The following is a 7589-nucleotide window of genomic DNA, read 5'->3' as shown; positions in this document are numbered from 1 at the left end:
TGGGACAGGTCGAGCCCGGCGACCTGCCCCGGCACGCCGCGGAACATGGGCGCGCCAGGCGCGGGCGACCGGATGTCCGCGCCGGCCGACGAGCGCAGCGGGCGCGCGGGCCGGCCGGAGGATCCGGGGGCCGCCGAGCCGGTGGACGCCGACGCGGACGCCTGGTTCCTGCCGAGCGAGCCGGTGTCGCCGGCCGCTCCGGCGGAGGCCTCCGTCCCGGCACTCGCGGACGAACCGGTGTCGCCCGCCGCGGCCGGACCGGTCGATCCGACGGCCGGGAGCCCGGTCAGCGCGCCGCCGGCCAGCACGGCGGTCAGCACCCCACCGGCCAGCGCGCCGCCGGCCAGGCCGCCGGTCAACGAGAGCACCGACCCGGGCCGGCCGGTCGAGGTGCCCACCGCGGCCGGTTCACCGACCGGGCCGACGCCGGCGCCGTCCGCCCCGGCGCTCGTCGGGCCGGAAGCCGACCCGACCGCGACCCGGGCGGCGCCGGAGGTGTCCGACCCGGCGGACGATGCTCAGCGCCGCTCGGAAGCGGCCGACGCGGAGCCTTCCGCCCCCGCCGTCGGCCTCCGGGCCGGGTCGGACCCACGAGCCATCCGGTCGCCGGAACCGTCCACTGCCGCCGAGATCGGCTCGGACAGCGCTCGCTGGGCACCCGACGCCCGACCCGTCTCGGGCGTGCCCGGGCCGGCAGCCGGCGTCCCCACGCCGCCGGCAGCGGCACCCGCCGGCCCGGTCCCCGGTGCCTCCGGATCCATCACCACACCGGCGGGACCGTCCGCGGCGACGGCCGCGCCGGCCCGACCCGCTCCGGCGCCGTGGACCCCGCCCGTCGCCGACCCCGCCGGCACCGACACGCAGGCCACCTCCGGCCCAGCCGCACCGCACCCGGCCACGCCGGTCTCCGCAGCGCCCGCGCCCACCGCGCAGGAGTCGGCCGGGGCCGCCGACGCCGCGCCGACCACAGCCCCGCAGCGGCCGAACCCCACTCCCGACCAGCAACGTCCCGTCGCGGGCCCGCCGGCCCAGGACGCGCCGCCCACCGTGGCCGACGCACCCGCCAACTCCACCCCGGCCCGAACCGCCGCACCCACGCCGGCAGCCGCACCGAACGACAGGGAAACGGCCGAGACATCCGTCGACTCCACCCCGGCCGGACCTGCCGCAGCCGCACCGAGCGACAGGGAAGCGGCCCAGGCATCCGCCCACCCCGCTCCGGCCGGAGCCACCGCACCCAGCCCGACGCGGGCGCACAGCGACATGGAAGCGGCCGACACCTCACCCAACCCCACGCCAGCGGCCGCAGAGCGCGACAGCGAAGAGGCCGAGCCGGATGCCGGCGGCGAGCGGCGGGAGGCGCGACCGGCGGACCCCGAGCAGGCGCTCGCCGCCATCCGCTGGCGGCTCGACCCGGAGACGCTCCGCGAGGAGGCTCCCGATGCCGACGAGCTGCGCGAGATCCGGGACGGCCTCACCGGCAAGCTCGGCAGCGCGCTGGACAACCGCAGTCGGGCCCGGCTGCTCAGCCTGCGCTCGGTGGCGTCCCGGGTCCTCGGCGAGCTGGACGACGCGCTGGCCGACGCGCGGCTCGCCCTGACGTACGCGGAGGCCACCGGCGAGTTGCGGCGGACCGCGCTGGCCCGCGCCCGGCTGGCCGAGGTGCTGCGCTGGCGGGGTGAGCACGCGGAGGCCGACCGGCTCTTCGCCGAGGCCAACTCGCCGGAGCTGCCCGACCGGCTTCGCGCGGTGCTGCACGAGCACGCCGGCCGCTCCTGCTACGACCAGGGCCGGCTGACCGAGGCGTGCCTGCACTTCGAGCGGGCGCTGGACCTGCGCCAGGGCGAGGACCCGGAGCTGAACGCCCGCACCACCCTGGCGCTGGACGCGGTCGCCGAGCGGGCGGCGACCGGCGGGTTCGGGCCGAAGCCGCGCAGCCGGGAGGCGGTCCTGGGCGGCGAGCGGCACCCGGTGCCGACCTTCGACGAGGAGCAGGAACTCTGGGGGTACGCGGACGCCGAGGGCGAGCTGGTGATCGCGCACCGGTACGCCGAGGTGCAGCCGTTCCGCGAGGGCCTGGCGTGGGTACGCCGCCCGGAGGCGTCCCGCTGGGCGCTGATCGACACGACCGGCGCGGCGATGATCGAGGCGAACAACGGCTACCGGGCGGTGGGCTCGTTCTCCGAGGGGCTGTCCTGGGTGTCGATGGACGGCAAGGGCCGGTGGATGGCGGTCGACCCGACCAACATCGTGAAGATCCCGCCGGGCTTCGAGGACGTCCGGCCGTTCCGGGGCGGCCTGGCGGCGGTCCGGCAGAACGGTGGCTGGGGCGCGGTGGACCGGACCGGCCAGGTGGTGGTGCCGACCCGGTACCACGGTCTCACCACCGCGCTGGCCGACGGCCGGCACGTCGACGGCTTCACCGAGGACGGCCTGGCCGGGGTGGAGCTGGCCGGCCGTCGGGGGGTGGTGGACCGGACCGGCCGGGTGCTGGTCACGCCGGCGTACCCGACGTTGGTGGTGCATCCGGTGGCGTTCCTGGTGGGCGACGAGGCGGGCCGCTGGGGTGCGCTGGACCGGCGGGGCGAGCCGCTGATCGACCCGGTGCATGCGAGCCCGGCCGCGGTGGTCGCGGAGATCGACCGGCTGCTCGCCGACACCAGCCCGGTGCTCTGACGCCCGGCCGGCTGAGCGTCACACCCCGTCGCGCCGCGCGCCGGTCATGATCGGGCGGGGCTAGGGTCGAGGCATGGAATTCCGACACCTAGGCCGCTCGGGCCTGCTGGTCAGCGAGATCTCGTACGGCAACTGGATCACCCACGGGTCGCAGGTCGAGGAGGAGGCGGCCACCGCCTGCGTGCGGGCCGCCCTGGACACCGGCATCACCACCTTCGACACCGCCGACGTCTACGCCGGCACGAAGGCCGAGGAGGTGCTCGGCCGCGCGCTGAAGGGCGAGCGGCGCGAGGGGCTGGAGATCTTCACCAAGGTGTACTGGCCGACCGGGCCGGGCCGCAACGACCGCGGCCTGTCCCGCAAGCACATCATGGAGTCGATCAACGGCTCGCTGCGCCGCCTGCAGACCGACTACGTCGACCTCTACCAGGCCCACCGCTACGACTACAGCACCCCGCTCGAGGAGACGATGGAGGCGTTCGCCGACGTCGTGCACTCCGGCAAGGCGCACTACATCGGCGTCTCGGAATGGAAGGCGTCGCAGATCCGGGAGGCGCACGGGCTCGCCCGCGAGCTGCGCATTCCGCTGGTCTCCAGCCAGCCTCAGTATTCGATGCTGTGGCGGGTCATCGAGGCCGAGGTCATCCCCACCAGCGAGGAGCTGGGCGTCGGCCAGATCGTCTGGTCGCCGATGGCCCAGGGCGTGCTCTCCGGCAAGTACCTGCCGGGCCAGCCGCCGCCGGCCGGCTCCCGGGCCACCGACGAGAAGTCGGGTGCCGGTTTCATCGCCCGGTTCATGACCGACGAGGTGCTCACCCGGGTGCAGCGGCTCAAGCCCCTGGCCGACCAGGCCGGGCTGACCATGCCGCAGCTCGCCATCGCCTGGGTCCTGCAGAACCCGAACGTCTCCTCGGCGATCGTCGGCGCGTCCCGGCCGGAGCAGGTGCACGACAACGTGAAGGCGGCGGGCGTGAAGCTCGACGCCGACCTGCTCAAGGCGATCGACGAGATCGTCGAGCCCGTCACCGAGCGGGACCCGGCGAAGACCGAGAGCCCGGCGCAGCGTCCGTGACGCTCTCCCCGGGCCGGCGCGACCTCCGCGCCGGCCCGGGGGCCCCGCCGAGGTACGCACAACCCGGAGCGCCCCGCCGCTGCGCGACGGCTCCCGGCTCCGGAGGTCAGCTCTCCCAGAACCGGATCAGGTGCCACCCGAGGCTGTAGAGCTGGGGCGGCAGGCCGAGCAGGTCCCCGACGGAGAAGACCGCGCCGAAGAACCAGCCGTTGATCCGCGGGCTCCACAGCAGCGCGAACAGCAGGATGAAGCCGTACGGGGCGAACAGGTCGTACATCCGCCGGTACTGCGGGCTCAGCCACGGCTCGATCATGTTGCCGCCGTCCAGGCCGGGCACCGGCAGCAGGTTGAGCACGCTGGCGGTGAGCTGGAGGAACGCCAGCAGCCCCACGCCGGCCCAGAACTCCAGCGGCCCGCCGAAGTCCAGGCCGATGTGCACGGCCAGCACCAGCAGCAGGGTGAACAGCACGTTGGTGGCCGGCCCGGCCAGGCTGACCAGGGTGTGCCGCAGCCGGCCCGGGATGGCGTGCCGGTCGACCCAGACCGCGCCGCCGGGCAGGCCGATGCCGCCGAGCAGCACCACGACCACGGGCAGCACGATGGACAGCAGCGGGTGGGTGTACTTCAGCGGGTTCAACGTCAGGTAGCCCCGGTGCGCGATGTCCCGGTCCCCCGCCCGGTACGCGACCACCGCGTGGGCGTACTCGTGCAGGCAGAGCGAGATCAGCCAGCCGGACACCACGAAGAGGAAGACGTCGAACCGGACGTTGCCGAACCGGTTCCAGGTCATCACCCCGCTGGCCACGAAGATCGCGACCAGGGCGAGGAAGATCGCGCTGGGCCGGAACGCCGCCTTGGGCACCCCGAGCACCAGCGGGTCGCGCGGGCGGTCGTAGCTCGTCATTCGGCCGGGGGCAGCAGGCTCATCCGGTACTCCACCCGGTCGTCCTCGACGAGCGCGACGGAGGTGACGCCGGACGCCGCGAGCTCCCGCCAGGCCTGGCCGATCCACGACTCGGCGTCGGCCTGACTGGGGAACGACTCACCCGGTCCGTCGACCGAAGCGCCGTTCGTGCCCTCGTACCGCCAGCTCCACGCCATGCCGCGTCTCCCCTCGCCGCCGTCGCCCTGGGACGGAAACCCCCGCAAGCCTAGTCGGCCGAACGCGGGACGGCCCGGCCGCCATGGATCATGCCCACCGCCCGGCCGGTACGGTGACGCGGTGCTGACTCAAGGAGTGGTGCTCAGCGATCGCTATCGGCTGGGCGAACGCATCGCGACGGGCGGCATGGGGGCCGTCTGGAAGTGCACCGACACCCTGCTGGGCCGCGAGGTCGCGGTGAAGGTGCTGCTGCCCTCGCTGGTCGCCGACCCCGAGTTCACCACCCGCTTCCACGCCGAGGCCCGGATGCTGGCCGCGCTGCGCCACCCCGGCATCGTCCAGGTGCACGACTTCGGCTCCGCCACCCTCGCCGACGGCAGCCAGGTCAGCTACCTGGTGATGGAATACGTCGACGGCGAGCCGCTGGTCACCTGGATCCGGCGGGCCGGCCGGCTCGACCCGGCGTCGACCATGTCGGTGGTGGCGCAGGCCGCGCACGCGCTGCACGCCGCCCACGTCGCCGGGATCGTGCACCGCGACGTGAAGCCCGGGAACCTGCTGGTGAAGCGGGACGGCACGGTGGTGCTGGTCGACTTCGGCATCGCCCGGGCCAGCACCATGGCGGGCATCACCGCCGCGCACATGGTGCTCGGCACCGCCTCGTACATGTCACCGGAGCAGGCCGCCGGCCAGCCCGTGTCGCCGGTCACCGACGTCTATGCGCTCGGCGCGGTCGCCTACTTCTGCCTGGCCGGGCGGCCGCCCTTCGAGGGGGACAACCCGCTCCAGGTGGCCATGCGGCACGTCCAGGACGAGCCGCCGCCGCTGGTGGGCATGCCGCCGGCCGTGGTCGAGGTGGTCCGCCGGGCGCTGGCGAAGCGCCCGGCCGACCGCTTCCCGAGTTCGCTCGCCCTGGCCGAGGCCGCCCAGGACGCCCGGGACGCCACCCTCGCCAGCCTTCCCGTCGCGCCCCGCCCGCCGTGGGCGGTGGCCGGGCCCGCCGTGCCCGGCCCGGCCGTCCTGCCGGCGCCCCCGCCGACGCCGAACCCGCCCGGCGGTACGCCGCCGGCCGGCCAGCCGCCCGCCGCGTTCCCGGCCGCTCCGCTCTCCTCCGCCGGCACCGCTCCGGCCGCCCGCCCCGCGACGCCCGGCCCCGGCCCCACTCCCGGGCAGGTCTCCGCCACGTCCGGGGCCGGTCCCGCTCCCGGGCCCGTTCCCGCGGCTCCCGGACACGCCTCCGCCGCTCACGGACCCGTCCCCGCGGCTCCCGGGCCGGTTTCCGCCCCGGGGCCGGCCTGGTCAGTCGGCGTCGCGCAGCCGGGCCCGAATCCCGGCCACGGGCCGGTGCGGGACCGGCACGCCGGTTCGGGCGTACCGCCGACGCTGGAGGAGCCGGCCGAGCGCCGGCGTCGCGGTCGGGCGCTGGCGCTGGCCGGTGCGGCCGGCGTGGTGCTGGTCGCCGTGCTGACCGCGGTGGTCGTGGCGGTCCTGCGCTCCCCCGGCGACACGGACCCGGGGCAGCGTCCGGCCGCGCTGACCGGGGAGTCCGCGGTCGCCGACCCCGGGCAACCGGACGTGTCGGCCGGCGCGAGCGCCGGCGCGGACCCGACGCCGAGCCGCACCGGGCGGCCGAGCCGGTCGCCGTCGGCCACGCCGAGCCGCCCGGCGGCGGGCGGCGGCGGCACCCCGTCGACCGGTGACCCGGCGCCGACCACCGGCGCGCCCGCGCCGACCGGCAGTACCGCCGCCCCGCAGAAGCCCAACCCGTACACGGCGGGGCAGGTGTGCGGCAGCGGCTACCAGGTGATCGACTCAGCGACGCTGACCGCCGGCGGGGTCCGCCAGGGCCGGGTCTACCTGCTCTACAGCACCGCGAGCGGCGCCAACTGCGTGGTCACCCTCAAGGACGCCGACGTCGGGCGGGCCACCACGGTGGCCGCGTACCTGGAGGTGCAGGGCAAGGCGCGGCACACCGAGAGCGGCGGCTACCAGTACTACGCCGGGCCGGTGCGGGCCACCGCCGCCGGGGTCTGCGTGAAGTGGGGCGGGTCGGCGGGCGGGGCCAGCTACGCCAGCCCGCTCGAGCACTGCGACTGACACCGGGCCGGCGGGCGGCGACCCGCCGGGCGGCTTTAAGGTACGGGCATGTCCGTTGACGGGTGGAACACCCTCCTGGTGCTCGGCGGTATCCGCTCGGGCAAGTCGGAGTTCGCCGAGTCGGTGGTGGCCGACGCGCCCACGGTCCGGTACGTGGCCACCGCCCCCGAGGGGGACCCGGAGGACACCGAGTGGGCGACCCGGCTCGCGGCGCACCGCTCCCGCCGGCCGGGCAGCTGGACCACCGAGGAGACCGCCGCCGACCCCGGCCGGCTGGCCGAGGTGATCGCGGCGGCCGGGCCGAACGAGACGCTGCTCGTGGACGACCTGGGCGGCTGGGTGACCGTGCTGCTCGACCCGGCCCACCAGCCGGCCGACGACACGGCGACCATCGCCGAGCTGGCCGCGGCAATCCGGACCAGCGTCGCCCGGCTGGTGCTGGTCAGCCCGGAGGTGGGCCTGTCCCTGGTGCCCACCACGCCGCTGGGCCGGGCGTTCACCGACGCGCTGGGCGCGACCAACCGGGCCGTCGCCGACGCCTGCGACGCCGTCGCGCTGGTGGTGGCCGGGCAGACCGCCTGGCTGAAGCCGGCCGCCCCGGCGCAGCCGGCCGGGCCCGCGCCGGCCGGCCCCGGCCAGGCG

At 76.3% G+C, this 7589-nt stretch carries 5 protein-coding genes and 2 pseudogenes; 4 read left to right on the top strand and 3 right to left on the bottom strand.

The genetic code is table 11. The features are described from left to right. Positions 1 to 398 (bottom strand): annotated as a pseudogene (locus ABZV78_RS30705) (hypothetical protein); the annotation flags it as partial. 865 nt (positions 399 to 1263) lie between these two features. On the opposite strand from ABZV78_RS30705, the gene ABZV78_RS30700 reads away from it, so the two are divergent. Beyond that, positions 1264 to 2676, top strand: coding sequence for a WG repeat-containing protein (locus ABZV78_RS30700; protein WP_355644215.1), 1413 nt, complete (start codon positions 1264 to 1266; stop codon positions 2674 to 2676). A 73-nt stretch (positions 2677 to 2749) separates the two neighbouring features. Continuing rightward, the gene (locus ABZV78_RS30695; protein WP_355644213.1) at positions 2750 to 3748 is read left to right on the top strand and encodes an aldo/keto reductase family protein; all 999 of its coding nucleotides are present in this window, start codon (positions 2750 to 2752) and stop codon (positions 3746 to 3748) included. A 106-nt stretch (positions 3749 to 3854) separates the two neighbouring features. Here the strand turns inward: ABZV78_RS30695 and ABZV78_RS30690 are convergent, their stop codons facing one another. Both ABZV78_RS30690 and ABZV78_RS30685 read right to left on the bottom strand, forming a co-directional pair. Further along, complete coding sequence (locus ABZV78_RS30690) at positions 3855 to 4652, bottom strand: site-2 protease family protein (protein ID WP_355644211.1); 798 nt, start codon at positions 4650 to 4652, stop codon at positions 3855 to 3857. After that, the gene (locus ABZV78_RS30685; protein WP_091320006.1) at positions 4649 to 4849 is read right to left on the bottom strand and encodes a hypothetical protein; all 201 of its coding nucleotides are present in this window, start codon (positions 4847 to 4849) and stop codon (positions 4649 to 4651) included. The genes ABZV78_RS30690 and ABZV78_RS30685 overlap by 4 nt, the downstream gene beginning before the upstream one ends. 121 nt (positions 4850 to 4970) lie before the next feature. Here ABZV78_RS30685 and ABZV78_RS30680 point away from each other — a divergent pair. Then, positions 4971 to 5786 (top strand): annotated as a pseudogene (locus ABZV78_RS30680) (serine/threonine-protein kinase); the annotation flags it as partial. Positions 5787 to 6995: 1209 nt separating this feature from the next. After that, positions 6996 to 7589 (top strand): bifunctional adenosylcobinamide kinase/adenosylcobinamide-phosphate guanylyltransferase (locus ABZV78_RS30675; RefSeq protein WP_355644209.1); only part of this gene is annotated, 594 nt, incomplete at its 3' end.

Origin of the sequence: Micromonospora sp. NPDC004540, from assembly GCF_040610095.1 — a bacterium.
In the GTDB taxonomy this organism is placed as follows: domain Bacteria; phylum Actinomycetota; class Actinomycetes; order Mycobacteriales; family Micromonosporaceae; genus Micromonospora.
This window is presented reverse-complemented; position numbering and strand designations above follow the sequence as displayed.